This window comes from Pseudoalteromonas sp. KS88 (genome assembly GCF_004766475.1).
In the GTDB taxonomy this organism is placed as follows: domain Bacteria; phylum Pseudomonadota; class Gammaproteobacteria; order Enterobacterales; family Alteromonadaceae; genus Pseudoalteromonas.
On sequence record NZ_PYHV01000013.1, the window covers coordinates 43,021 to 67,750 of the forward strand.

The window sequence follows — 24,730 nt, forward strand, 5'->3', positions numbered from 1 at the left end:
CGATTAATGTTTAACTTATTTGCAAAAAAGAAAACCCCAACACTGGTAAAGCAGTTTAATTTTGGCTACATGGGTAAAACACCTGTTCGTCCAGATTTTGTTAAGCTTAATATTTCATCACGTGAATCGGTGGCATTAGATCACTGGTTACAAGAAGGGTTTGCGCATCTTAACAGGGGCCGGAAGGTAAATAATACGACAGCTTTGCACGGCGTTAAATCCTTGTTTTTCATCTCGGGTAATAGTGATGATGGTAGCCTACTTGGGGTTTTACAGCCGAGCCAAGACAGCAGCGGCAGGTTTTATCCTTTTAGCTCATTTATACATAGTGGGGTAGATACCTATAAGCGACACCCTGCATTCTTATTCTTATTTGCAAGTCATGTGATTGAACACTTAATCGGTGTTAATGACCGTGTTATTGATGCGCCGTCAAGCACGGCAATGGCTGAACAAGCACACGCATTTAATAAAGTGGCTGATGCCCTAAAGCAGCAACCTAACTTGAACCAAGAGCTTGATAAATTACGATTGGTACCCATGAGTGTAATTTGGCAACACTTAGGTATTGATGATTTACATCGCCGTGCAGTTTTAATTGAGTCGCTTTCAGAAGTCTTAAAATCAATCGCTAATCGGGGCTGTTTGCGCAGTCAATTTGGTATTCGTTTACCCATGCCGCAGTTTAGCCATGAAAGTGCGTTAGTCGCTGGATTTTGGTTGCATTTGGTGGCGTCGGTTGTCGCTGATCATAATTGGCAACCATGGTTTTTTTATCAGTTAGGCTGTGAGCAGCATGCGCCAAGTTTGACTATTTATTGCCGACCTATTCCCGCATCCTACTTTGGATCTGTGTGGCAGCACGATATCAAATCTCAAGATATCATAGATCTAACGAACTTGGCGTTAGATAAAGCGTCAAGCGAGTACAGTCGAAATTTTGCAGATATGGATAATATGAGTGTTTATGATGCGCTAAGACGTTGGTGTAAAGCATGAATATGACACATCCACACACCCACTCAAGCTGGCAGCTCTGGCTTGATGAGCTATCCGCACCACTCAAAGGCGGGTTAATTTGCGGTGAAGATTTAAAGTATGAAGAAACCTTTAAGAGCTTAAAAGCATCGTCCTCTGGGGTAGGCGAAGTTGATTTTAAAGTTATGTTTATTCAAGCCACGGATCTTTTACAAAATCAAAGTAAAGATTTACGGTTAGTGAGCTATTTATGCCTTGCAGCAACGAGTGAGTTTGGGGTGGTTGGTTTAACGTATTCAATTAAGCTATTTAATAAAGTTCTAGTTGATTTTCCTGATCAAGTTCACCCTTTAAAAGCGCGTATGCGTAGTGCTGTAAATACTTGGTTTTTACAGCAACAAGAACGGTTAAAAGGAATTGCGCAAGCACATTCAACCAGCCCTGAACAATGGATTGAACTGGCTGAAGTACTTAGTGAATATAACCAGCATTCAGTGCCTGCACTTGATAGTGAATCAGGCCCATTATCTACGCTAAATGAGTGGAATAACGAACAAATTAAACGTAACCCCGTTCCTAAGCCTGTCGTTAAGGATGAGCCAGCACCAAGTTCAAAAACCACAGAAGCAGCCCCTGAACAAACAATTGCCACTGATACCGCCGTTAAATCGACGCTTAGTAATGGCAATACTAATACAGCAATTAATGTAGCCGATGTGGCAAACGATACGGCATATTTAGCAGCTATACGTGAATTGCTTAACTTTGATAAAGAGCAGAATAACTTAGAACGGGTAGTTAAATTATCGCGGGCAGCCCGCTGGTCTGGTCTAAAAGTTCCTGCTAATGAAAATGGGAAAACTCGGTTACCCGCGCCAAGAGCGGCTGCTTTTGCCCCGATTGAAAACGCCCTTGCCAGTGAGCAACCTGAGCAAGCATTAATACTTGCAGAGGGGTTGTTTATGGAAGGGGCGATGCAATTTAATCTTAATTTACAATTACTCGCATTAAGTGCATTGAAGCAATTAAATAAAGCTAAATTGAGTCATTGGCTAGAACAGCAATTAGTTAACTTAACAAGTCAGTTTCCACTATTAACCAGTTTGACCTATGACGATGGCACAGGGTTATGCAGCCCAGCCAGTAAAGAGACCTTACTTGAAATAGCTAATGGACAAACCCAGCAGACAAATACGGTGCAAAACAATGTATTTGAAGAGCAGTACACTTTACTCGCAGACGATGTAGCACAAGGGCAATTAAGCCAAGCGCTTGGCAAGGTTGAGCAATTGAGTACCCCTACAGGGTTTGACCTTGCGCAAAGTCAATTATTACGAGCTAAGTTATTACTCAAAGCTGAGCATTACGAACATGCATTGGCAATTTTAACTGAATTACTTGAGCAAATTGAAACGTTTCAATTAGCAAAATGGCAACAACATTTTTGCATGGAAGTATGGCGTTTCGCCAAGCAATGTTACGCCAATCTGTCGCAGACAGACAGTGATGAAATGAGTTTAGCTGCTAAGCAAATTAGTCAGCGAATGATGGTGACTAATCCAGCGAAAGCAATTAGTTGGATTTAGTAACAAGAGCCTGACTAATGGGTTAAGGCTAATTGGAATTTAGCAAACAAACTGCAAAGGAAAAAACATGACAGATACATTTCAAAAAGAGATCCCACGAGCTCGGATCAATATATCGCTAGAGCTTGATACTGATGGGGCATCGCAAAAAAGTGAATTACCACTAAAAATGCTGGTAATAGGTGACTACTCAAATGGTCAAAACACGCAAGAACTTGCTGAACGTGAACGCGTGACAATCAATAAAAATAATATTGAGCAAGTACTGAAAGATATGGCACCAAAAGCCAATTTTCAGGTATCAAATAAGATCAAGGGTGATGGCGAAATTAACGTCAATTTACAGTTTGACTCATTTAAATCATTTGACCCTGAGCAAGTCGCAGCACAGGTACCTGAGCTTAATAAAATGATGGCAATGCGTAACTTATTACGTGACCTGAAATCAAACCTGCTTGATAACTCATCACTGCGTAAAGAGCTTGAACGTGTATTGCAAAACCAACCTGAGCTTGATGAATTAAAAGCCAAGCTTGACGAAATTGCTCCACTTGCGTCGGAAGACGAAAAACAACCACTGGCTGAATAAGGACGTTATCATGTCAATGCAAGAACAATTAAATGTGGCATCTCACAGTGTTGAGCAAGCGCCCACTTCAACCTACGAAAGCTTATGTGATATGGTGGATATTGCACCTGTTGCTGATGAAATCAAATTAGACACGTTTCGTGATGCCGGCAACCTAGCAGAAACCCGTGCAAATGAGCGATTAACAGCGGCTATTAATGTATTTTTAGATATGGCGGGTAACAGTGGCCAAGATGTTACGCGCATAGATAAACTGTTATTAGATGACTACATCGCTACAGTAGACACTATTATCTCACAACAGCTGGACCAAATTTTACATCATCCGAATTTTCAAAAAATGGAATCGGCATGGCGTTCACTGCGTTACTTAATTAACCGCACGCCTAATAACGCTAACATTAAGATTGAAATGCTTGATGTAGATAAAGAAACGTTACGCGATGACTTTGAAGAAGCACCAGACACCACACAATCGGCTTTGTACAAGCATGTTTATACCTCTGACTACGATACCCCAGGTGGTGAGCCAGTTTCGACTATGGTGTCTAACTTTGAGTTCGATTGCTCTGCACCTGATGTGTCATTACTGCAAGAAATCTCGCGTGTATCAGCCGCGGCACATTGCCCGTTTATGGGCAGCGTAGGACCTAAGTTTTTCTTAAAAGAGTCATTGGATGAAGTATCTAAAATTCAAGATATTGGTTCATACATGGAACGTGCTGAATTCTTACGTTGGAAAAACTTCCGTGAGTCAGAAGATTCACGCTACATTGGCTTAGCTTTCCCGCGTTTCTTACTGCGTTTACCGTATGGTGAAACAAACCCACTGCGTAACTTTAATTACCAAGAAGACGTAAATAGCCAGCACCATGAGCGTTATTTATGGGGCAATGCAACGTTTGCTTTTGCCGCTAATATTATTCGTAGCTTCCATGATAATGGTTGGGCAGTGAATATTCGTGGTCCACAATCAGGCGGTAAAGTTGAGAACTTACCACTTCACTCATTTGAAGCAGGTAAAGGCTCTGAAACTAAAATTCCAACAGAAGTACTTATTTCAGAGACTAAAGAACTTGAGTTTGCTAACCAAGGATTTATTCCGCTTAGTTATTATAAAAACTCTGATTTTGCGTGTTTCTTCTCTGCTAATAGTGCGCAAAAGCCACAAGTACTTGAAACGCCTGAAGCAACCTCAAACGCACGTATAAACTCACGTTTACCGTATATCTTTTTGGTGTCGCGTATTGCACATTACTTAAAAGTATTACAACGCGAGAACATAGGTTCAAGCAAGCCACGCCATGAATTGGAACAACAGCTTAATGATTGGTTAGGTGCGCTCGTAACTAAAATGAACAACCCAGATGAGTCATTAATTGCAACGCACCCATTAAAAGATGCCAAAGTAACCGTTGCTGAGATCCCAGGTAACCCGGGTTATTACCGTGTGAGTACTTACATTGTGCCGCATTTCCAAGTAGAAGGCATTGATGTGCGCTTAGCATTAGTAGGGCAAATGCCTGGCGAAAAATGAACTGCCAAGCCGCCGATGAAACGCATTTAACGCAGGCTTTTAAAGTGTAAATACGTCAATTTGGTGAGTAGCTGGTTGGTGTAAAAATGTAGATGGAAAAGATTGCCCCAAGTTGGTTGCACCCAACTTGGGACATGTTCCCCAGTGGCATGAAGCATCGGGCTTTTTGGGGGGCATAAACAAGGTTGTTTATGCCAATGCCATTAACAGGAAACACTTCATTCTAAAAGGAGAATAATGAAATGGCAATTCCAGCGTATATGTGGTTAAAGGATGACCAAGGTAATGATATCAAAGGTTCTGTAACTGTTGCAGAGCGTGAAGGTTCAATTGAGATCCTACACTTTGATCATGAACTTCGCATCCCTACAGATAACGACACAGGTGAACTTACAGGTACTCGTAAGCACGAACCGTTTGTAATTACTAAAGCGGTAGATGCATCTACACCATACTTGTATAAAGCGTGCTCAAACGGTCAAACACTTAAGCAACTTGAGCTTAAATGGTACCGTATTGATGACACAGGGACTGAACGTGAGTATTTCTGCCACAAGTTGGAAGATGTAAAAATTACGTCAATCTCACCAACAATGCACAATGTAAAAGACTTAGACAAGGAGCGTTATCCGCACCTTGAAACGGTATGTTTACGTTACAAGCGCATTACTTGGACTTACCTTGATGGCAACATCGAGTTCTCTGACTCATGGACTGAAGGTCGATAAGTTAGATATTTCAAAGGATATGCTTAGGCATATCCTTTTATTCGAGGTAGTTCATGGCGTTATTCGATTTTTTAACTCAACCTGTCGTTCGTAATGGTCATCAGGGTTTTCAAACTGATGAGCAAAATAGTGTCTGTAATCATTTAAATGAACTTTTAAACGCTCGTCGTGGCGTATTAAAGCACTTAGCCGATTATGGTTTACCTGATGTTGAAGATATTTATGAGGGTTTACCTTATTCGCAACATACATTGGCGTTTGAGGTTAAAAAATTGATTGAAAAGTACGAACCTAGAGTGCGTTATGCCAATGTGATACCGATGGAAATACGCGAAGAAAACTGCGTTATTCGACTCGATATACAGGCATTTTTAACCTCCGGGCACAGTATTAAACTAAACACACGGTTTGAATCTGGTGGTAAGGCTGATGTTATGCAGCACGCTAGAAACGGCGAGTAATTATAAGGATATTCTTATGCAGCAGTACTTTGATGCACAAATGCGTTTATTAACGCAGGCAGGTAAGCAATTTGCACAATATTATCCTGAGCATGCAGGCATGCTAAATATTGATGCATTAAAAGACCGAGACCCACATATAGAGCGCTTACTTGAAGGGATGGCGTACCTAACCGCGCACACTCAAAAACGTTTAGATGAATCGGTTCCCGAGGTATCAGAGCAAGTATTACGTCAATTATGTCCAATATTACTCAGTTACTACCCATCGAGTACTGTGGTTAAGTTTAGTCCTAAACTGGCTATGCAGAAAACGCACCTAATTGAAAAAGGCTTAACCATTAAAGCTGAAAATGCGGTGGTTGATCATAAAAACATTACCTTTACTACCACGCATGACCTAATGATAGCCCCATTAGATGTTGAACATGTTCGCTATCAAGAATCTCATTTGGGGGCTGAATTACGCATTGGCCTTAAATTTGTGTGCCAAGGTGAGCGCAAGAACTATGACTTTTCAAACTTGCAATTTTATTTGCGTGGCGACACTCCGTTATGTAGTTCGTTGTTTAAACTACTGCAAACGGCGGATAAATTTGCCGAGCTAGATTTTGGCCCAGCTCATTTTGAGCATAACAGAAAACTTAAAGTTAAAGGCTGCACAGCAACTTATTTAAATATTGATGGCGCATTGCTACCCAATGCAGATCAAAGTCACCCGGGTTATGCACTATTACTTGATTATTTTAATGCTAAAGACCGCTTTTATTTTTTAAGTTTTACTGGGTTAGCTGATATTAAATTTGCAGATGATCTTGACCGCTTTGAAATCGTATTTAGAGGAGAAAGCAAATTACCGCCGGGGCATCAACTATCTAAAGAAAATATATTATTAAACTGCGTACCTGCGGTCAATTTGTTTTCACAAGCTGCTGAGCCAATAAAAATAGAACCTAATAGAACTGATTATATGATTACAGCAGATCAAAACCGAAGTGATCATATTTTTAGTTATACCGTTGACTCTGTAATGGGTCGTAATTCATTAAGCGGTAAAACCTACGATTATACGCCACGATACCAAAGTGTATTTGAAGATGAGAAAAAACTATTTACTGTGCTCACCAAAGACGTTGGTGCGGCTGCACCCACGCATTATTTACAATTGCCTTTTAATCTGAATGATGAAAAAGAAACGCTTTCAGTTGATTTAACCGTATTTAATGCTGGTTGGCCACGCCAGCTGTTGCAAGAAGGGGAGCTTAACTTAGGTGGCCGTGATATGCCGAGTATTGCTGATGTTGAAAACGTTATTCGCCCCACTAATTATTTACCAAGCCCTGAGCAACCTAAACACTGGCAATTAATAAGCTTGCTGAATGTTAAGTTTTCGCAGATAACACAGGTTACTGAACTAAAGAGGTTACTAGCATTATTTGATTGGTCTCAAAAAGCTGAAAATCGCTTACGTATCGAAAGTATTCAAAAAATAACCGCTACACCAATTAGCCAAATTAAGCGTGGCATTTTTATAAAAGGGGTTGATGTACTGCTCGATATTGATGAAAGCAAGTTTGTTTGCGATGCCGACCTTTATCATTTTTGTAATATGTTGCATCAGTTCTTTTTAATGTACGCACCAATTAATGAAAGTGTGCAAACGCGTGTTAATGCAATTCCCAGCTATAAAACCTGGTGTTGGGACATAGAACCAGGCAAGAGTTATCAGCTATGAGTGTGCATGATCGCGCGGTTAATCACCCTGTGTGGGCAAAGTTGCCAAAACCGATTGAGCAATTAATTGAGCAACCATGGCAGTTCAATTTATTTAAAGCCATGAGTTTAATCGAGAAATACTGGGCTACGCCTAAAGAGCTTGAAAAAGGCATTAGTGAGCGGGTGATGTTTAAGCCTTACAAAGAGCTTGGCTTTCCGGCTACGGATGTACGCGATTGCACTTTGGATAATCAAGGGCGTGGCCGGTTAAGTCTCTCGACCTCCTTTTTGGGCTTGTATGGTGTTGATGCACCTATGCCACATTATTTGTTAGAGCAAGCTGCCAGTGATGATGAAAGTGGCGACAGAGTCAGGCAATTTTTAGATATGTTTAATCATATCTTATATTGCCAATTGTTTCAGGCTTGGAAAAAGTCACAAATTAACGTAGCAGGGCGTGGAGCTGCTCAATTTGATCATTTGGTAGAGTCTATTTTATCAAATAGCACTGAGCAAAAAGTACAATGTGGTATTGCCAGTTTAAAGCAAACCAGTGCTGCTGGATTGGCACAATTACTAAAACATACTCTTGCAGTAAATGAACTACAGGTTGATGACACTCGCGCTAATTGGCAAACAGTAGACAGCCCCAGCACCTTTGGTAAAGATTCACAAATGGTACTCGGTGGCTCTGTGGTGTTGGGAAGTAAGGTATTGGTGAGTGGTAGTATTTTAACCATCGCAATTGGCCCAGTAGATAGCAAAACGGCTATGCAATTAAACCCACAAAACGAGCAGGGCAAAAAAATGGCCGCATTGTTGAGTACTCACTTACCCAGCAATGTGCAATGGCTTTGCCAAATAAAAGTTGCAAATGAGGCAGTAGAGCAACAAGCCATTGGTCGCTCTCCACTCGTGCTGGGTCATAACAGTTACTTAGGCAGTGCAGCGGCAAATATCAGCATACACAGCTACACCCATCTTCAGTATCAACATTAGTAATAAACAGGATTTAAGGATAAAACAATGGATGCAAAAGGCATTAAACAACTTATAGATAAACTAAACGGTCACACGGCTACAGCGCTGGAATCAGCAGCCGGTTTTGCTAGTAGCCGAAGTCACTTTGAAGTGCTGCCTGAGCATTTACTAATTAAGTTGATGGAAGAAGGCAGTAATGGTGATTTAGAGCAAATTTTTCACTTTTTTAATGTGAATCAAGATGCCGTTTGGCATGAACTACTGGATTTTTTAAATCGCCAACCTGCGGGAAACCAAAGTAAGCCGGTGTTTTCACGCCGTTTATACGAATGGTTGGAGCGCGCTTGGCTAAGTGCCAATGTGCAACACAAGGGCGATTGGATCAATGGCGCAGCGTTAATTGACTCACTAACAGAGTTATTACCTTACAGCCCAGTTTTACAGCTACCTGCACTTTTAGATAAAATTGATGCTCGCTTTTTAGCTGAAAACCTCGATAAAATTTGTCAAAACTCAAGTGAACGTTTAAATACGGCGACTAAAGCGCAACAACAAACGAGTGGCAAAACGCAAAGCGAAGGCAGTAGCGCGCTTGACGAATATTGCGAAGATTTAACTGACAAAGCCAGCCAAGGTAAAATTGACCCTGTGCTTGGGCGTAACGACGAAATCCGCATGATGGTTGATGTATTGTGTCGTCGTCGTAAAAACAATCCTATTTTAGTGGGGGAACCTGGCGTAGGTAAAACGGCGGTTGTTGAAGGGTTTGCACAGCGCATAATAGATGGCCAAGTACCTGATGAACTAAAAGGCGTGCGCTTATTAGTGCTAGATATGGGGCTACTACAAGCGGGTGCGGGTGTTAAAGGTGAGTTTGAGCGCAGGTTAAAAACTGTTATCGATGAAGTTAAAAATTCAACCACCCCAATCATTATGTTTATTGACGAAGCTCACACCCTAATTGGCGCGGGTGGCGATGCCGGTATGAGTGATGCCGCTAACTTGCTTAAGCCCGCGCTTGCCCGTGGCGAACTGCGTACCGTTGCGGCCACGACGTGGAGCGAGTACAAAAAGTATTTTGAACGTGATGCGGCTTTAGAACGACGTTTTCAATTAATTAAAGTGGATGAACCTACAGAGCAAGCAGCACAGTTAATGTTAGCGGGTTTAAAAGATAAGTATCAACAGCATCATAATATTCAAATAACTGACGATGCGATTGAAGCAGCAGTTGTATTATCAGCTCGCTACATTACAGGCCGACAACTGCCTGATAAAGCAATTGATGTATTAGATACCGCGGCTGCTCGGGTACGAATGTCATTTGCTACTGACCCCGCAGCCATTGAAGCTGAGCGAGAACATATAAACTACCTCGAAACCCGTATTGCTAGTTTAGCGCAAGAAAGCGAGCAGGGCTTAGCGGTTGATATGGATAAACTGCTTTATTTACAGCAAGAGCTAAATATCGCTCAAGACAAACTAAGTGAGTTCACGCAAGCCCGTGAAGCGCAAATTTCAACCCTAAGCCAAATTAACGAGCATAAACACGCAACTAATAACGAAGGTCAAGACAACACTGCGTTGTTAAGTCTTCGCCAGTCGCTAAAAGAACAAAACACCCAAGATAATGGCTTATTTAGTGAAGTTGATGCCGATGCCGTGGCACAAATAATTTCGCAGTGGACGGGTGTGCCTGTGGGAGCCATGGTTAAAGATCAGATCACTAACTTAATTACCCTTGAAAACGTGATTGGCCAAGAGGTTATTGGCCAGCATGGTGGTATTGCTAAAATAGCGCAAAGCCTACGAGTGAGCAAAGCCGGTATTAGTAACGAGCAGGGGCCGTTAGGGGTATTTTTACTTGCTGGGCCTTCTGGGGTGGGTAAAACAGAAACCGCCCGTTGTTTAGCAAAACAGTTATTTGGTGGTGAGAAGTTTTTAACGACTATTAATATGAGCGAATACCAAGAAGCCCATACAGTATCGCAGCTTAAAGGTTCACCGCCAGGTTATGTCGGCTATGGTGAAGGCGGCGTATTAACAGAAGCAGTAAGGCAACGCCCGTACTCTGTCATATTGCTAGACGAAGTCGAAAAAGCCCATAAAGACGTGCTGAACATGTTTTATCAGGTATTTGAGCGCGGCAACATGCGTGATGGGGAAGGTCGTGAGATTGACTTTAAAAATACCGTGATCATTATGACTTCAAATTTAGGCTCAGCTGAGCTTATTGATGCTTGTACACCGCCTACGGTGATTGATTTAAGTCCACAAGATGACGAAGAATCTGCGCAAGATCAGCAAACCGAAAACCAACAGGCCATTAATGACGCGCTAAACCCAACCGATGCACCAGTTAATGAAGACGGTACACCATGGCAAGTACCGACAATTGGTGCATTGAGCGAATTAATTAAGCCGCAACTATTGCAGTTTTTTGCCCCAGCATTGCTCGCGCGTATGCAGGTTATTCCTTATTTAGCACTGAATAAAGACGCTCTACAATCTATTGTGAGTTTAAAGCTTGAGGCTATTGCGAACCGTTTAGCGACTAATCATAAAATGCAATTGCGTGTTGATGCCAGTGTACTTGATAAGTTAACCCAGCAGTGTCAGCTGTCAGATAGTGGAGCGCGTATGGTGAATGCTGTGATTGAGCAACAAATCTTGCCGGGTATTGCTAAGTCTATTTTAGAGTTTATGGCACAAGAAGATATGCCCGATATTTTAACGTTAACGGTTGACGAGCAAGACGAAATTACTGCTACGTTTGCCGATCACGCTTAATTTTAAAAAGGATAAAGTTATGGGACTCATGGACGCATTTAGCGAGCATAAAGCAAGCACTAGTCACTTTAGTGTCACCGTACAAGGGCTACCCGATGGCATGGTGCAAGTCACGGACTTTGCATCCTCAAATGACAGTTTATGCGAAGATTTTGTATTTAATATTCAAGTATTAAGTCAAGAGCATTTAACCTCAAACATGTTACTCGGTAAAGATGCCAGTTTGATTTTAGTGTGGTCGATGGCTGATCGCACTATATCAGGCCTGATCAGTGGTTTTACCGCCCATGGCAAAAGTCATCAAGGGTATCACTATACGCTCGTACTGAGTTCCCATTTAACCTTACTTAAACATCAACATTCTAACCGTGTGTTTACGGCAATGGATCCTGCAGCAATTATTAAAAGTGTATTTAATAAAGCCGGTTTTCCGATGCAAAAATTCAGCATGCAGGCAAGTGGCCCTAGCCTAGAAATGACGGTGCAATACAACGAAACCGATTATGAATTTGTTACTCGGTTAATGCGAAAATACGGTTTTGTATATGGTTTTGTTGAGGAGTCTAACAGTGATTGCACGTTTACAGTGTGTAATAGCAGTAGTGATATTGCCGCTCGCTTTAGCGACATCAACCTAAGTTACGTGCCGCCTTCAGGACAAGTACGCACCAGCGAGAGCATTTTTGCCATCAGCAGGCAAGCACAGATGCACCCACAAAGTGTTGCACTGAACGATTACAATTATAATGCACCGGGTAATTTACAAGTATCGAGTCAAAATACATCATCACAACCGGGCTTTGGTGAAGATAGCCACTATGGCGATAACTACCTTAACTCTGGTGCGGGGAATTCGTTGGCAACAATACGTCAACAAGCCTTTGACTGCCAACGAGAGCAGTTAATTATTGACACCGATTGCAGAGCAATCCGCCCAGGTGTAATAGTCTCTATATTTGATCACCCAGATCATGATGGTCAATACTTGGTGGTAAGGGTTGAGCACAAAGGAAGCCAGCAATCGGGTGTAGAATATGGTGCTAATGTAAAAGGCCTTACCTATAAAAACCAGGCCTATCTGATCCCTTCATCACAAAAGTTTAAAGCGCCATTGCTACCCGCTAGACGAGTGTTTTCGACCTTTAATGCGCTTATAGAGCAAGAGATAGATGACGACGGCAATTATATTGTTAAATTACCGTTTAACCAAGATGGTGAAGGCCAGCAGAGTAAATCTACGCGTTTAATGCAGCCTTATGGTGGCAGTGGCCATGGTATGCACTTTCCACTTACGCAAGGCACTGAAGTATTAGTTTGCGGAGAAAATGGCGATTTAGACAGACCGATTATTTTAGGGGCTCTGTATAATCAAAATGCACCAAATCCAGTTACAAGCCAAAATCCAACCGAAAATAAACTCGTTACTAAAGCGGGTCATAGCTTAATAATGGATGATAAAAGTGGTGAAGAAAAGATCAGTCTCGCTAATAAAAATAACAAAAACCAGTTATTACTCGATGCCACCAATGGCGCTCATCAAGCAACACTTAAGTCTGTAGAGGGTGATGTAACAATTTCAGCCAAAGAAAATCTACAATTTGTTGCTGAAAATGATGCAACCTTTACAGTTGCCAATGACTTCACTACGCGAGTTGAAAATAACCTGCAGATCCAAACGCGTGAAGGTGATATCACAGTAAATTCTGCTGCGGACCTCACACTAAAAGCCACCTCAAACACTCGAATTGAAGCAACCGATGGCAGCTTAGAACTTAAAGCAGATCAGGAACTTAAATTACAAGGTGATCAAGACCTTAGTGTTTACTCTGTTGATGGAAACCTAGAGCTACAAGCACCTAATGGTGATATCGATATTAGTAGTGGCGCTAACATCACCATTAAAGCAGATGGGCAAGGCTCAATTCAATTAAGTCAAGGTGGTGCCAGTATAGAGATTGATGCTGGAGGTAATTTAACGATAGACGCCACCACAATCACTTTGTCAGCAAATAATATTGCCGTCAAAGGCAGTGCAATTAGTAATAACTAAGGAATAGTGATGAGTGCACAGATCCAAAGTATTTTTAAAAACGATCAACACCTTGCAACGGTTAGCCGTATTGATAGTTTTGGGCGCATAAAAGCGGTAGTAATTAATGATGCTGAACACCCAATAATTGCTCAAGGAGCCCATGTCAGCAGTGCAGAGATTGGCGCTAATGTACTACTAATGCACACCGTTCAAGGTTTTATTGTCACCGCATTACTTGCACAACCAGAGCAGGCGCCAGCTGCGCAGATCAATAATGCCCAAGGACACATTGTGATTTCTGCAAAGCAAAGTGTGAGCTTGCAAACAGCCAAAGGTAGCATTGAAGTATTTGCAGATGGCACGATTGTGCTTGAAGGGCAAGACATAACAGCTAACAGTGAACAAGATCTTACTTTGGCTGGTTGGCCAATTAGGCTTAATTAGCACCATGTTTGCACCTGTGTATAAAATAAAACTGCATAAACAACGACTAACTACTTTGTTAAAGCACCGACAAAAGTTGTTGCAACAAGGGGCATTTTCGCTTGCCCGCTTTAATGTGATCGACACGCAGTTACTCAATCATTTATATACTTTAAGTGATTTAAAAAGTGACGCGCCAACTGATTATTTTGCAGGGCAAAATTTAACTCAAGTCAGCGAACTTACATGGCAAGCATTGTGCGAATTGGCGCTTAATAACAGTGAGCATTTTGAAATCTATAGCTTAGTCGCGGCTGATTTATTCGCTACCTCTATCACTGACGTGACTGCATATTTTAATGAGTTAAGAAATGCTCAGCAGTTAACACATTATGAGTTGTTACAGCACAATGTGGATCATTGGCAGTTAAAAGACTTAAAAGCGCTTAGAACCAGCGTACTTGAAGGTAAAGAAAAGCCCCCAGAAGTCGTAAAAAAAATATTGTTTTCGCAATCGCTGACAACCAGTGAATTACACGCAGCAATATCACATGAGGATTTTACTATAGCCTTTGCTGCACTGATCAACAGTTATAGTGCAGGGCATGATGATGTAAGTGATAAGCTATTTAAAGTGTTTTCAAAAACCGCTGATGAACAGCAAAAAGCGCAATTACTCGCCTTGGCAGGTTTACTTAATGACACTCGTTGGTATGAGCCATGCTCATTATTTTGCAAAGCAAATCCAGAGTATTGCTCATTTGTTTTAAGTCATTTTGTATTTAAACAAGCGCTGCCATTAGTGATGGAGTTAATGGCGATAGCGGTCACTCAGCAAAGTGCCTATGCAGCGTGGTTAACATTAACGGATAGGCCACTTGCTAAAGCTGAAAAAATGTCAGTAGTGACGGCTAATAACGCTGCACAACCACAAAGTGGCATTAACCTCGATGATGCTGAGCATGCAAGGCAAGCCTTTGCAATGCAAGGCGGTGAGCAACTATTAATGGGCATTAGTTTTTCTAAAGCTAATAGCGCACAACAACTCGCTAAATTAGCTGGCCCTATCGTACAGCGAGTCATTGCCCCTCATTTTCAGCACAGTATTGCATGCGGTCTATTTCATGTTCAGCAAAGTGCATCGCAGTGGCAATTACTGTTAAGTGAAAAGTTGGAGAACGTTAATGTTGCATAATTTTTCAGCTTGGCAAGCGAGCACCTTTAGCGGCTGGTTAGAAGATAGTACTGAAGGCCAAATTGTACTGGTTAAACAAAGCTATGAATTTGATGAACAAGGCAACGTGACCGCGATTGAACCAGGCCCAGAGATAATTATTGCCGATGATTATCAAGATGAACCTAATAACTCACCACTTTGTGAAGTAAACGAGCAGGTGGCTTTTAAGCACGGCTTTGAAGTATATGGTAATTGCACAGCCTATCCTCCTAAAGGAAAAGACGCGCGCGTGATTGAAGTTGAGTTGGGTCTTGATTCGCCTTCGCAACCTTTGTTTAAAAAGCGTTTACGTGTAATCGGCGCCCGTCATTGGCGACGCTCGTTGCTTGGACCCGTCGCCACAGATCCAGATATTATTACACCTTTAGCCATTAACTACTTGCATGCCTTTGGTGGCAAAGAGCTAAATAACGAGAGCAACGCGTGCTTAGAAAATCCAATTGGCCGTGGTTTTAAACTTAAAAATAAGCACGCGGTTGGCCAGCAACTGCCAAGTATTGAATACGCTAACTCATTACTTAGAAAACCAAGCCACAGCACGCCAGTAGCAAGTTTTGCAGCTATACCCAGCCATTGGTCGCCACGAGTTGAGCGCTTGCCTGAAATTGACCAAGCAGCACTAATGGCCGGTAAATATCCGTTTAAAGCGGCCCAGCCAAAAGATTTATATAATACAGCGCCCATTGATCAGCAAGTTGCAGCTGAGTTTGGCAAAGGCTGGGCGTGTCAGTTAACTGGCCTTTATCCATTACAACAATACGGACAACAACAACGTATTGAACTGCCATACCAGCCACCAATTGTGGAAGTGGTAAATACACTTACCCGCGAGCGGCTAACCATGCGTTGCGATACCTTAGTGATTGACTCTGATGCTCAGTGTTTTTCACTGCTTTGGCGCGGTCATATTAGTCTTGAAAAAATAGGCGCAAATAGTCAAATACTGGTTGCCTCAGAGCAAAATAGCGGTGAAGAGTATTAACATGACACAACTTACTTTTGATGCTCTTTATCATATAAATGCTGCGGGCTGTACATTAGGCAGCTTGTATACTGCAGTGGCCAATAAAATGTTGTTTTCTAAACCAAGTAAAGCATTAATTAGATGTGATATTAGTTTAGATGCCCCCTACATTTTTGTTGAAATAGATGAGCTTGCGCAGCTCGATAGGTCGACGCGCTGCATATTAATGCTCTCGCATTTGCTTGAGCAAATAGATATCGCCACCCTAAGGCAAACTAAGCGTATTAGCCAACTGCTATTTTTACTGCCCGTTGATGAAATTGACCACCCCGTTATTTCTGATGAAATACTCAGTGAATTACTTGCAGAGTTTATACCAGAGCAGGTGCCACTCTATACGCAAACGCCCCAAAGTGACTTAACTCAACTTAGCAACGACACCTTGGTCATCGCTGTTGATTCATGCATTAGTTATTCGTATGTCAGCGAGCAAGCCAAACAAACCACAGTGCAAGTGTTAAATGGCCCGCCAGGGGTAATAAATGGCGAAGGTGGGTACGCCTTGTTAGTGCACCCACAAGGCAGCCTTAATGCATATATTTATGAAGGGTCGCTGAGCGAGCAATTAAGCCAAGCAAATTGCACTAGCCAAGATAATTACTTATTTGCAGGTGATCAATCACTTGCATGGCAAAAAAAATGGTATGCCTATACCCAAAAAATGTATAAACAAGGTCAGCCACTCATCGAGTGTGCAGAGCTGGCTACGACATTGGGTCATCAAGGTACAGCAAATTCATTAGCTGCACTAACATTAGCACAAAGTTTTTTATGCAACCCGCTTACCCGTTCACTTGAGCAAGTGTTTGCTATTTTCAATGCACCTAATGAGCAGCTAGTCAAAATTTCAAGGAGTGAAAACTAATGCCTTATATTAACGCCGCAGCAGGCAAGCAAACAGGCAGTGTACAATATGATATTGATGCGCTGAGCGCTGATGTACGTACCGGTGGCTCAGTTACATGGCGACATAATAACCCAACATTGTTAGGGCTAAACAATAGTGCTCGCAGTAATGGCGCGCTTGGTAAAGCCAATGGTATCGCTATTTTTGAAGACAGAGCAAGTGGTGACGCCGCCTTTTTAGCTGAGATTGCCAGACCAAAATACCGTGAGAAAACCCTTGGTGAAATGGTAAATATTTTTATACCTGATTATATTATTTCGCCACCACAATGGGATAGCCAAAAAAACGAACCTAGGCTGCCATGGAACGAGGCGCAAACCAATATGGATGTCAATAAGCCCATTAGTAACGCGCAAGCATTCTTAGACTTAGTATCGAGTCACATTGGCTGGGAAGCTGGCACCCAAGAACAACTAACTAAAGATACTCAATCACAGGCAGCACAGGTAGCGACCGTGTCAGGACAAAATGTGTTGATCAATGGCCGAACCGCTGTACACACCGATAGTGGCGGTAAATTGATGACCATTGATGTGTGCTTAACTCAAATAGGCCCTAGTGTAGTGCCTATTCCTTACCCTAACAAAGCACAAGCGAGTGACGTAACTGACGTTGCCAGTTCAGTAAAAATAAATGGCAATGGCGCTGCCAATGTAAAAAGTACTTTTTCACAAAGCTCAGGGGACTCCCCTGGCGATAAAAAAGGCATTATCAGCGGCACAAATGACGGCGAAGCCGAATTTATCATGGGCTCATTTAATGTATTAATTGAAGGCAAACCCGCAGTACGCCAAGGGGACCCGATGATCTCCAACTCTAAAAACACCCCACCCATGCCACTTATGCAATCAGGCGGCCCCGCCCCAAGAGGATTAAGCGTGCAAGTGAGGGATTTAAGTGCACAAAGTGAAGACCCAGCAGAGGCTGCTTTTATCGTAGAAACAAACGCAAATAATAATTTAATTGGTCAAGGAAAATTCACCGTTACTCAAGGTGCATTTAATAATAATCAAGTTTTTGATGAGGGAGTTTAAATGACAACACAATATGTATACGCCCCTAGGATTGTTGATGAAGCTAAAGATTGTAGCTTAAACCTGTTTTTGCAGAGTTTCTCTGGCCCAGAGTTATGCATTCCTTTTGGTAAAGCCGCTAAAAAGTTAAAGTCACAAGACTTAGCAGCTGATCAAAAGCCAACATTTGTAACAGTAACGCCACTCGTATTTAAAGACTACACACTAGATAAAAGTAAAGCGGGTGCGCCTGAATTTATCCCGATGGATAAGTTCAGACCTTTACCTGAGGAAAATGCTGCATACGGTTATTACTATATCTATATCAATGGTTTTTTGTGGCGTGAGATTGCAGCGTTAGCCGATAAGCAATTGAGTGATGTTGATTTATCCTTATATCACAGTCAGGATTTCAGGCCACATACTAGTGTATTTAATCAAGATATTTTATTACCACGTAAAATAATAGGGTTATTTGGCTCAGCCACAGCGGCGCAGGCTCCAGATGTTCAAATTGCTTTTTCTCGAGTGCAATGGTCTTGGGAATATATCACCGCATTAGGTGGCATGTATGAAAGTGATTCTCGTCTTAGCAAAAAGCCCTTACTGGGCAAGTGTGATGATACTCAAACAGCGAGCCGTTACCGCACTAAAAGAATGCAATCATTGGATTTAAGTAACGCTCCAAACTGGGGCTCTATTAAAAATATGGATGTTTTAGGTGGTAAAGTAAACGTCTTCATACATGATGTTTTAGGTATTGCGCAAGCACAAAAAGTAACTGCAGATTATTATGGCCAAGTTTTAAAAAATCACCAAACTCAACTTGAATCAAACGGGTTTTATAAATCAGCAATGCTCGCTCACCAGCTGTATTTTAATGATAAATTATGGCAAAAGCAGGCGCTCAGCACACCTAAAACGATGCATAAGCCGTTTGAAAAAGAAGACCCACAAAGCAGAAATACACGAAAAGCTGCTGGAGAAGTGTCTGAGCAGGAATTAGAAAAGTATTTATTAGGATCTGATACATCAACAGTAATTAATGCTGTCGAAGGCTACTTAGATGCGCGAGAAAAACTCTATGATTTATATTATTTAGATTGCCAAGCTCAACAGTTAACGTTACATGAGATCAGTCAACAAATTAATATTGACCCACCAGCAGAATGGGAAGATTTAGTTAAAGATTTCACCACCGCTGGCGTATTAAGTTATGGCCTTGCAGCTGAATTTATTTGTGAGCAATTAATCACACTTATCTTACCCAAAACAACGCTATCAGCTTATTTGCCTGCGCTATGCGATAAAGCTAAAAAGAAAAAACTGATTGACCGTTTAGATCAGCAGTTTGAAGACAATAAAGCGCTGGTGCTTGAGATAACACAAACTAGAGATAACTGGTTTAGTAAGCAGTTTTGTGTACACCCTGACGCCTATGGCGATAACTTAGTAAACGTAGATTATGATGAAGATTTAATAGCCAATACGGTTGAAGGCTTTAATCCTAAAAAGTTTGATCATGACAAAATTAAAGAAGAGCTTGCATTACCGTTTATACCTGCTTATTTATCAAACAAAAGTGTACTTGATGTTGTTTCAAAAGGACTAAATGAGTGGTTGGGCTTACAAGAACGCGTGTTTTCTACTTTTGTTAAAGAGCTGACAGAAAAGGGAATTAAGTACCATCATTTAATTGGTGGTTTTAGCAAGTCACGCAATATTGTACAGTTTAAAAACCTACAAATACACCCAGCAAATGCAGTACCTGAGGGGCGTTTTGCATTAAACATGGATATTGTAAGCCATCCGCTATTAAATGACTTAAAAACTAAAAAGCAACGTAATGCATTTAGAAATATTATCAAAGCCATTGAAGAAAAAGGAAAAATCACCTCTACCAATACAAACCAAGTTATTACAGTCGCAAAAGCTTTAAAGCAGCCTCTTTTCTTAAATGGTATTAATGCCAGTAATCAACGGTTATTTAAACAAACAATTGCTTTAGTGACACAAATGGCAAAAATGGTATTAGAGCAAAAAACGCTAGCTGCTCTCATGTCTGGCAGTCAATCTTATGTACTAACATTGCCTGAAAATGATATTCCCGCCAAAGTATTATTCGACAGCCCCGCGAGAAGTCTTGGTGAAGAGTTTCATTATCGTGGCTTAGACTCAAATATGCTTAAACGCATAACACTCGCAGCAGGGCGTTTTGTGTCTATCCCTCTACTATTTTTGACCGGCTATAGCAGTTATGTTGCTTATGGTGATTATGAAAAAGAGTTTAAAAAAGGCGATCTTTATGAAGGAGCTAAAAATGTAGCTCTAATTGGAGCTAGCTTAGCTGCTGTCGGGAGTGTCTGGGAAGCGTATTCATCAGATTTAGAGAATAAATTCTTAACAAAATCTAGATTAAAAAATGTAGTAAGTAAATTTTCAATACTTGCAACAAACAACGCTCAATTAACAATATTGAGAGGTTTTGCTGGAGCTATGGGTATACTCATGGGCGTTGTACAAGGGGTTGATGCATATCAACTAATCAGTAAAAGTGACACTGATGCCGGTATTGCTATGTTTGCAGCAGCAGGCTTCAGTATTGGGCTTGGTATACACACTATACTATTCGCAAGTCTTGGGCCATGGGGGTGGGCATTATTATTAGGCTCTATCGTATTTGGTTTACTTGCTGTGTGGTTAACCGATAGCAAGCTAGAAATATGGGCAAAGTTTGGCCCGTTTGCCAAACATAAGCGAGGCGTATTTGCTGGTGAAGAGGACGCTATTTACAATACTTTCTCAGACCCAAACCAATATTTTAAATATATCCAAAGTGTATTATTCTCGCCTAAGGTGACTGTTAATACTCCTACTTTTTTTGATGGTGGTAATTATTATACAGTAAAAGTTGAATTACCAATGTTTATAGTAGGTAAATCTGAGTTGCTATTAGATGTAAAATACTCATGGAGGCATCCAACAACGTTAAATGTTTATAAAAAAGCAACCTGGGTTGAAGGCACTAAAGAGTATTTATCTGAATTTGATGAAAATAGCCTGAGCTTAAATGCAGCCACCTATGAGTTTGAAATTGAATCACCGAACATTAGTGTGTTTGATGTTGAAATAACATCAACACTTATTTACAACGAAAGTCTAACTTTACCGATAGATTTTGATGCGTTTGAAAAGCCAATTGAAAATACCTCACCTGATTTAGCAATTGCATAAGGAATCTGATGAAAAAAAATAATTACTTTGGTGTTGGAATAATGCCAAAGAAAACGAAGTTTAATCGTTTTTTTGAAGCGCACCGAATAATAAATGAAGGAAGCGAATTTAGAGGATTATGTTTTTTCCGACGTTGGCTAAATCAAGATAGGCGCATTTACGCGAATAAAAAAGAGCAATATAAAATAGCGCCTTGTGGCAATAACCCTATAAAAGCCATATTATTTGGTCCAATGGCCATTGGTGCTGTATTGAGTTTACTATTACTAATTGCCTGTGTTGTCGCAACGTATTCTGAAGAGCCATTTCCTTGGTGGCTGGTAGTCCTTACCTTTTGCTGGAACTTATTCTTCTTAAATTTACTACCAATAACGGCTAGGTATATACCTGATAAGATGATGTACCTTGACAGGCAAAACCAAACGGTCGGGTTTACTTTTGATATACCAGGTTGTGAACAACGAGATGACTTAGGTAACTGTTGCTTTAAATGGGAAGAGATTGTTTGCAGGTTAACCTCGAAAATGGGCGCGCCGGGTGTAATGAATTACTTTCCAGAAATTAGCCACATAGACCAAGAGAAGTACCCTAAAACAATAGTAACTGGTTCAGTTGTAGAGCTTTCAGCTAACCCTGTACATTGTTATTTATTATGGGAGTGTTATGTGCGCTTTATGGATTTAAGTCAGCCATTGCCCGATGTGCCGGTATATGAACGACACCGCCATTTAGACCCCATTACAGCTGAATTTGATAAGAGGAATAATCGGCCTGATGAGTTTTGGTCCTCATTTTCGTTTTCGCAGCAATTAGAAATTGAAGAGGAAATTCTGAGTGAAGCATTTCCTTTCGATTGGCTTAAAGGTAGAGAGCAGGAAGAAATAATCAAACCTTGGCAGCATTGGAAAGCAGAGCCTGAGCGCATAGAACAATTAACGTGGAAATATAAAGCTAAGCACCTTGCGCTTCAGCTTTTTATCGGCTTTCCGTGAAACGGCTTAAGTTTCAGAGTCCATGATACGTTAACAATCAGAAAAGGAATTCAAACTGAGGCACTTTAAAGTGCCAAGGTTGATTAAACAATAAGGATATTAAATGCAAAATAATGACTACCTAGCCGTTGATATCATGAGTAAAAAAACGCGATTTAATTGTTTTTTTTACCCTGAGAGATTAAATAGCCTCAAGGATAAATTCAAAGGCTTATGCTATTTATATAATTTACCTGCAAGAAAGCAAAAAGAAATACAAAAACATCCTGAACGATATAAAGTAGAAATGTGCGGAAATAGCCCAATTAGAGTTATATTGTTTGGCCCAATCATAATCGGCTTTGTTTTAAGTTTGTTACTATTACTATCTTGTATTGTGATGACATATTCGGATGAACCTTATCATTGGTGGGTGCCCGCACTTACTTTTTCTTGGAACCTGTTTTTTCTTAACTTATTACCAATAACAGAGAGTTACCTCCCTAAAAAGCAAATATATTTTGACAGAAAAAAACAGTTAGTCGGCTTTACCTATGAGATACCCGGTTGTGAAGAGCGTGATGAGCTGGGTAATTGCTGTTTTAAATGGGCTGATATTGTATGCCACCTTGATATTGTGGCAACACGCCCGGGTGTAATGGGCTTTGTGCCTTTTATTAGTCATAGTGATGAGGATAAATACCCTGAGACTAAAATAGCTGTTCAAGTGCCTGATAACTCAAATAACCCGATGAACTGCTATTTATATTGGGAACGAGTAGTGCGGTTTATGGATAACAACCAACCACTGCCTGATGTGCCTGAGTATGAAAACTGCCGCCACCTTGATGAACTCACCGCTGAATTTGATAAGCAAAATGACAGACCCAATAATTTTTGGAGCGACTTTTCGCTTGCTCAACAAGTCGAAATTTGGCAGAAACTTAATAAAGAGGCTGCGCATTTTAATTGGCTCAGAGCGACACCGAACGAAGAAATAACCAAACCTTGGCTGCATTTTAAAGGTGAGCCTGAGCGTATCGAAAAACTAACATGGAAATACAAAGCAAAGCGCTTAGCACTGCAGTTGTTTATGGGAATACCTTAAAAGATGATTTTATGTATAGCATGCAACTAGGATTCTGATAAAAATTAAAAATGGAATTCAAACCTAGGCGGTATATGCTGCCTAGGTTTATTAAAGCAAAGGAACCTGATGCAAAAAAATAATTACCTTGGTGTTGGAATAATGGCAAAGAAAACGAAGTTTAATCGTTTTTTTGAATATCGTAGTATAAAAAATATATATCACGAATTTAAAGGCCTGTGTTTTTATATGAGTGGCTTGATACGAACAAGGTATATGAAAATCAGCGTGAAAAATACAAGCTTGTCCCTTGTGGTAATAACCCTATAAAAGCCATATTATTCGGTCCAATGGCCATTGGAGCTGTATTAAGCTTAATTACATTAATTAGTATTTTATCACTTCCATTTTATGATGAAGGTGAAAAATTTCAGTGGTGGATACCACTTGTTACGTTTTGCTGGAACTTATTCTTCTTAAATTTACTCCCAATAACTGCTAGGTATATACCTGATAGGGTGATGTATCTTGACAGGCAAAACCAAACGGTCGGGTTTACTTTTGATATACCAGGTTGTGAACAACGAGATGACTTAGGTAACTATTGCTTTAGATGGGAAGAGATTGTTTGCAGGCTAACCTCGAAAATGGGCGCGCCGGGTGTGATGAATTACTTTCCAGAAATTAGTCATATAGACCAAGAGAAGTACCCTAAAACAATAGTAACTGGTTCAGTCGTAGAGCTTTCAGCTAACCCTGTCCATTGTTATTTATTATGGGAGTGTTATGTGCGCTTTATGGATTTAAGTAAGCCATTGCCCGATGTGCCTGTATACGAACAGCACCGCCATTTAGATCCAATTACGGCAGAGTTTGATAAAAAAAATAATCGCCCTCCAGACTTTTGGGTAGACTTTTCAATTGAACAGCAAATTGAAATTAGGGACTAAATTTTAGAAGATGCTTTTCCATTTGATTGGCTAAAAGGTAGAGAGCAGGAAGAAATAATCAAACCTTGGCAGCATTGGAAAGCAGAGCCTGAGCGCATAGAACAATTAACGTGGAAATATAAAATAAAGCGTTTACTGGTTCAACTTTTTATCGGCTTTCCGTGAAACGGCTTCAGTTTCAGGGTCCATGATATGTTAACAATTAGAAAAGGAATTCAAACCTAGGTGGCACAAGTGCTGCCTAGGTTTACTAAGAAAGGAACACTATGAGTATATTGAAATATTTGGGTGGTGCTTTACCACGCAAAACAATCTTTAATCATTTTTTTAAGGGAAAGCTCGACTTTGAATTAGAAAAGAAATTTAAAGGTGTGTGTTTATTGCATCACTGGTTATTTGAAGAAAAAAAATATATTTAAATGATTCACAGCGTTTTCAGGTACATTCATGTGGTAACGATGGGTGGCGAGCGTTAACTTTAGGGCC

The 24,730-nt window shown here is 40.8% G+C and carries 20 protein-coding genes; all 20 read left to right on the forward strand.

Annotated elements, in window-relative coordinates:
* Nucleotides 1-6: 6 nt before the first annotated feature.
* The 20 genes from tagF (at nucleotide 7) to C7Y70_RS20645 (ending at nucleotide 24,663) form a co-directional block, all read left to right on the forward strand.
* A complete protein-coding gene (tagF, locus tag C7Y70_RS08235) occupies nucleotides 7-999 on the forward strand; it encodes a type VI secretion system-associated protein TagF (RefSeq protein WP_135474290.1) in 993 nt (330 codons plus the stop codon).
* The gene (locus C7Y70_RS08240; RefSeq protein WP_135474292.1) at nucleotides 996-2,564 is read left to right on the forward strand and encodes a TssA family type VI secretion system protein; all 1,569 of its coding nucleotides are present in this window, start codon (nucleotides 996-998) and stop codon (nucleotides 2,562-2,564) included. Before tagF ends, C7Y70_RS08240 begins: the two co-directional genes overlap by 4 nt.
* Before the next feature lie 67 nt (nucleotides 2,565-2,631).
* Complete coding sequence (gene tssB, locus C7Y70_RS08245; RefSeq protein WP_135474294.1) at nucleotides 2,632-3,153, forward strand: type VI secretion system contractile sheath small subunit; 522 nt, start codon at nucleotides 2,632-2,634, stop codon at nucleotides 3,151-3,153.
* Between the two features lie 10 nt (nucleotides 3,154-3,163).
* Entirely contained in the window at nucleotides 3,164-4,690 is a 1,527-nt protein-coding gene (gene tssC / locus C7Y70_RS08250; RefSeq protein WP_135474296.1) for a type VI secretion system contractile sheath large subunit, read from the forward strand.
* 242 nt (nucleotides 4,691-4,932) lie between these two features.
* Nucleotides 4,933-5,418, forward strand: coding sequence for an Hcp family type VI secretion system effector (locus C7Y70_RS08255; RefSeq protein ID WP_006792575.1), 486 nt, complete (start codon nucleotides 4,933-4,935; stop codon nucleotides 5,416-5,418).
* Between the two features lie 53 nt (nucleotides 5,419-5,471).
* Nucleotides 5,472-5,879 carry a type VI secretion system baseplate subunit TssE gene (tssE, locus tag C7Y70_RS08260; RefSeq protein WP_135474298.1) on the forward strand — a complete coding sequence of 136 codons (408 nt, stop codon included), beginning with the start codon at nucleotides 5,472-5,474 and terminating at the stop codon, nucleotides 5,877-5,879.
* 16 nt (nucleotides 5,880-5,895) lie between these two features.
* Entirely contained in the window at nucleotides 5,896-7,614 is a 1,719-nt protein-coding gene (gene tssF, locus C7Y70_RS08265) for a type VI secretion system baseplate subunit TssF (RefSeq protein ID WP_135474300.1), read from the forward strand.
* Entirely contained in the window at nucleotides 7,611-8,594 is a 984-nt protein-coding gene (gene tssG / locus C7Y70_RS08270) for a type VI secretion system baseplate subunit TssG (protein WP_135474302.1), read from the forward strand. Before tssF ends, tssG begins: the two co-directional genes overlap by 4 nt.
* Nucleotides 8,595-8,621: 27 nt before the next feature.
* Nucleotides 8,622-11,366 (forward strand): type VI secretion system ATPase TssH, encoded by a 2,745-nt coding sequence (tssH, locus tag C7Y70_RS08275; protein ID WP_135474304.1) that lies wholly within the window; start codon nucleotides 8,622-8,624, stop codon nucleotides 11,364-11,366.
* 28 nt (nucleotides 11,367-11,394) lie between these two features.
* Entirely contained in the window at nucleotides 11,395-13,416 is a 2,022-nt protein-coding gene (tssI, locus tag C7Y70_RS08280) for a type VI secretion system Vgr family protein (RefSeq protein WP_210114663.1), read from the forward strand.
* A 9-nt stretch (nucleotides 13,417-13,425) separates the two neighbouring features.
* The gene (locus tag C7Y70_RS08285; RefSeq protein ID WP_135474308.1) at nucleotides 13,426-13,842 is read left to right on the forward strand and encodes a hypothetical protein; all 417 of its coding nucleotides are present in this window, start codon (nucleotides 13,426-13,428) and stop codon (nucleotides 13,840-13,842) included.
* Nucleotides 13,796-15,016: a hypothetical protein gene (locus tag C7Y70_RS08290; RefSeq protein WP_245321436.1), complete on the forward strand. Its 1,221-nt coding sequence runs from the start codon at nucleotides 13,796-13,798 to the stop codon at nucleotides 15,014-15,016. Before C7Y70_RS08285 ends, C7Y70_RS08290 begins: the two co-directional genes overlap by 47 nt.
* Nucleotides 15,006-16,040 (forward strand): DUF2169 domain-containing protein, encoded by a 1,035-nt coding sequence (locus C7Y70_RS08295; protein WP_135474310.1) that lies wholly within the window; start codon nucleotides 15,006-15,008, stop codon nucleotides 16,038-16,040. Before C7Y70_RS08290 ends, C7Y70_RS08295 begins: the two co-directional genes overlap by 11 nt.
* Before the next feature lies 1 nt (nucleotide 16,041).
* Nucleotides 16,042-16,947 carry a hypothetical protein gene (locus C7Y70_RS08300; protein WP_135474312.1) on the forward strand — a complete coding sequence of 302 codons (906 nt, stop codon included), beginning with the start codon at nucleotides 16,042-16,044 and terminating at the stop codon, nucleotides 16,945-16,947.
* Nucleotides 16,947-18,023 carry a DUF4150 domain-containing protein gene (locus C7Y70_RS08305; protein WP_135474314.1) on the forward strand — a complete coding sequence of 359 codons (1,077 nt, stop codon included), beginning with the start codon at nucleotides 16,947-16,949 and terminating at the stop codon, nucleotides 18,021-18,023. Before C7Y70_RS08300 ends, C7Y70_RS08305 begins: the two co-directional genes overlap by 1 nt.
* Nucleotides 18,024-21,236 carry a hypothetical protein gene (locus C7Y70_RS08310; RefSeq protein WP_135474316.1) on the forward strand — a complete coding sequence of 1,071 codons (3,213 nt, stop codon included), beginning with the start codon at nucleotides 18,024-18,026 and terminating at the stop codon, nucleotides 21,234-21,236.
* Between the two features lie 8 nt (nucleotides 21,237-21,244).
* Nucleotides 21,245-22,228 (forward strand): hypothetical protein, encoded by a 984-nt coding sequence (locus tag C7Y70_RS08315; protein ID WP_135474318.1) that lies wholly within the window; start codon nucleotides 21,245-21,247, stop codon nucleotides 22,226-22,228.
* A 103-nt stretch (nucleotides 22,229-22,331) separates the two neighbouring features.
* A complete protein-coding gene (locus C7Y70_RS08320; protein WP_135474320.1) occupies nucleotides 22,332-23,315 on the forward strand; it encodes a hypothetical protein in 984 nt (327 codons plus the stop codon).
* Nucleotides 23,316-23,533: 218 nt separating this feature from the next.
* Nucleotides 23,534-24,244: a hypothetical protein gene (locus C7Y70_RS08325; protein WP_245321438.1), complete on the forward strand. Its 711-nt coding sequence runs from the start codon at nucleotides 23,534-23,536 to the stop codon at nucleotides 24,242-24,244.
* 266 nt (nucleotides 24,245-24,510) lie between these two features.
* The gene (locus C7Y70_RS20645) at nucleotides 24,511-24,663 is read left to right on the forward strand and encodes a hypothetical protein (RefSeq protein ID WP_245321439.1); all 153 of its coding nucleotides are present in this window, start codon (nucleotides 24,511-24,513) and stop codon (nucleotides 24,661-24,663) included.
* Nucleotides 24,664-24,730 lie beyond the last annotated feature (67 nt).

Excerpts from the sequence above, each read along its gene's own strand:
- C7Y70_RS08285 (WP_135474308.1), top strand. The coding sequence starts at position 13,426 with ATGAGTGCACAGATCCAAAGTATTTTTAAAAACGATCAACACCTTGCA.
- tssE (WP_135474298.1), top strand. The coding sequence starts at position 5,472 with ATGGCGTTATTCGATTTTTTAACTCAACCTGTCGTTCGTAATGGTCAT.
- tssC (WP_135474296.1), top strand. The coding sequence starts at position 3,164 with ATGTCAATGCAAGAACAATTAAATGTGGCATCTCACAGTGTTGAGCAA.
- C7Y70_RS08315 (WP_135474318.1), top strand. The coding sequence starts at position 21,245 with ATGAAAAAAAATAATTACTTTGGTGTTGGAATAATGCCAAAGAAAACG.
- C7Y70_RS08305 (WP_135474314.1), top strand. The coding sequence starts at position 16,947 with ATGCCTTATATTAACGCCGCAGCAGGCAAGCAAACAGGCAGTGTACAA.
- C7Y70_RS08255 (WP_006792575.1), top strand. The coding sequence starts at position 4,933 with ATGGCAATTCCAGCGTATATGTGGTTAAAGGATGACCAAGGTAATGAT.
- tssF (WP_135474300.1), top strand. The coding sequence starts at position 5,896 with ATGCAGCAGTACTTTGATGCACAAATGCGTTTATTAACGCAGGCAGGT.
- C7Y70_RS08310 (WP_135474316.1), top strand. The coding sequence starts at position 18,024 with ATGACAACACAATATGTATACGCCCCTAGGATTGTTGATGAAGCTAAA.
- C7Y70_RS08240 (WP_135474292.1), top strand. The coding sequence starts at position 996 with ATGAATATGACACATCCACACACCCACTCAAGCTGGCAGCTCTGGCTT.
- C7Y70_RS20645 (WP_245321439.1), top strand. The coding sequence starts at position 24,511 with ATGAGTATATTGAAATATTTGGGTGGTGCTTTACCACGCAAAACAATC.
- tssB (WP_135474294.1), top strand. The coding sequence starts at position 2,632 with ATGACAGATACATTTCAAAAAGAGATCCCACGAGCTCGGATCAATATA.
- C7Y70_RS08300 (WP_135474312.1), top strand. The coding sequence starts at position 16,042 with ATGACACAACTTACTTTTGATGCTCTTTATCATATAAATGCTGCGGGC.
- tssG (WP_135474302.1), top strand. The coding sequence starts at position 7,611 with ATGAGTGTGCATGATCGCGCGGTTAATCACCCTGTGTGGGCAAAGTTG.
- C7Y70_RS08295 (WP_135474310.1), top strand. The coding sequence starts at position 15,006 with ATGTTGCATAATTTTTCAGCTTGGCAAGCGAGCACCTTTAGCGGCTGG.
- C7Y70_RS08320 (WP_135474320.1), top strand. The coding sequence starts at position 22,332 with ATGCAAAATAATGACTACCTAGCCGTTGATATCATGAGTAAAAAAACG.
- tagF (WP_135474290.1), top strand. The coding sequence starts at position 7 with ATGTTTAACTTATTTGCAAAAAAGAAAACCCCAACACTGGTAAAGCAG.
- tssH (WP_135474304.1), top strand. The coding sequence starts at position 8,622 with ATGGATGCAAAAGGCATTAAACAACTTATAGATAAACTAAACGGTCAC.
- tssI (WP_210114663.1), top strand. The coding sequence starts at position 11,395 with ATGGACGCATTTAGCGAGCATAAAGCAAGCACTAGTCACTTTAGTGTC.